The sequence below is a fragment of the Promicromonospora sp. NPDC023987 genome (assembly GCF_040639055.1).
Classification (GTDB): Bacteria; Actinomycetota; Actinomycetes; order Actinomycetales; family Cellulomonadaceae; genus Promicromonospora.
Genome location: NZ_JBEZZF010000158.1, coordinates 1 through 1783, shown reverse-complemented (window position 1 = coordinate 1783; position 1783 = coordinate 1). Strand labels below are relative to the sequence as shown.

Here is a 1783-nt window from a genome sequence, read left to right as displayed (position 1 = left end):
GTCTAGCCTCGATCCTTCGTGGGTGAGGTGAGTCAAGGCATAGGAAAGGTGCTCTGAACTGGCACGATACGTCTTGTCGAGGGACGTGTCGGGCTGAGGATCGGAGCACCTTTCTGGTGGGCGAGACTACCGCGTGGGATGCGCGTTTGGAACTGACCGCTGACGGTAAAGGGCTGGTCGCGAACGCGGGTGTGGTGCTGCTGCGTAAGACCGCCGACGCTGTCGGCCTGACCGCTCGGATCTCGGAGGTGTTCGGGCCGGGCAGGGTCGAGCGGATCTGCCGCGGGGCGGTGCTGGTGGGTGCGGCGTCGGCGATCGCTGCGGGGGCCAGAAACTTGTCGCAGGTCGAGCGGATGCTCGCCGGCCATGCCGGCACGTTCGGGTCGTGCGGTTCGGACTCGACGCTGTGGCGGACTCTGGACTCCATCGACGAGCGGGTCTTGAGGCGTTTGTCGCGCGCTCGTGCCAGAAGTCGCAGGACGTTGTGGCGGATGCTGGCCGCGCGGCCGGGCGGCTTCCCGTGGCTGCGGGTCGGCGGCAAACGGTTGGAGGGGTGGGTCGTGGTGGACCTGGACGCCACGATCGTGGGCTGCCACTCCCGTAAGCAGAACGCGACGGGGACCTACAAGGGCGGGTTCGGGCACCACCACCTCGGCGGGTGGATCGCGAACACCGGCGAGTCCCTGTCGATCCTGCCCCGACCGGGGAACGCGGGCAGCAATACCGCGACCGACCACGTCACCGTGCTGGACGAGGTCCTCGCGCAGATCCCTGACGAGGGCCGGCACTCCAAGCTGCTGGTGCGGATCGACGGCGCCGGCGCGTCCCACGACACGGTCAGCCACCTGGAACGGCTGGGCACCACCCGGCGCCGGGTGGCCTGGACGATCGGCTGGACCATCACCAGCGTTGAGGAGGCAGCGATCAAGGCTCTGCCCGAGCGGGTATGGGTGCCCTACCTCGACCAGGACGGCACGATCGCCCCGCCCGTCGACTACGACGACGCGACCAGCGACGAGACCCACGGCTGCGGCGGGCCCGGGTCTGAGTACGGGCATGTCGCCGAGCTGACCGGGCTGGCGAAGCGGCCCGGCTGGCCGACCAGCATGCGGCTGATCGTGCGCCGGGTCCCGATCGCGCCACGCGACCAGGCTGCGGGGAAGGTCACCGCCCTGGAGAAGGCCACCGGGTGGAAATACGCGATCACCGCGACGAACATCGGCCGGATGCGCGGCATCCCCGGGACGAACCAGCCGCAGTGGCTCGATGTCCTGCACCGTCACCACGCCGTCGTCGAGGACCACGTCCGGGCCGCGAAGACCACGGGCCTTGGCCTGCTGCCCTCGGCGTCCTGGCGGATCAACACCGCCTGGGTCCTGCTGACCGGCATCGCCCGTGACCTCGACGTCTGGACCCGGCTGCTCGCCTTCCACGACCACGAGCTCCTGGCGAAGGCCGAGCCAGCCACGATGCGCGAGCTGGTCTACTGGCTGCCCGCCCGCCTGGCCCACCACGCCCGCAAAAGGTGGCTGCGCTTCGACCGCGACCACCCGCACACCGACGCGATCACCACCGCCTGGCACCGCCTCGCGGCTCTACCCGCCGTGACCTGACCAGCCCGACGACTGTTCCCACGAACCGGAACGGAGCGACCGCACAACCCCCGGCCGGAACCGGCGCACGCAGCGACACGCGCACGGCAACCATGCCCAAGACGCGCCAACCACCAAATCGGACGAACCGCTCAGGCCGGGCTACCCACCAAGTGAATGATCGAGGCTAG

At 69.7% G+C, this 1783-nt stretch carries 1 protein-coding gene; it reads left to right on the top strand.

Annotated features, from left to right (window positions below; genetic code table 11):
- Positions 1–146: 146 nt before the first annotated feature.
- Entirely contained in the window at positions 147–1613 is a 1467-nt protein-coding gene (locus AB0F40_RS27500) for an IS1380 family transposase (protein WP_357475515.1), read from the top strand.
- The last annotated feature ends 170 nt before the right edge of the window (positions 1614–1783 follow it).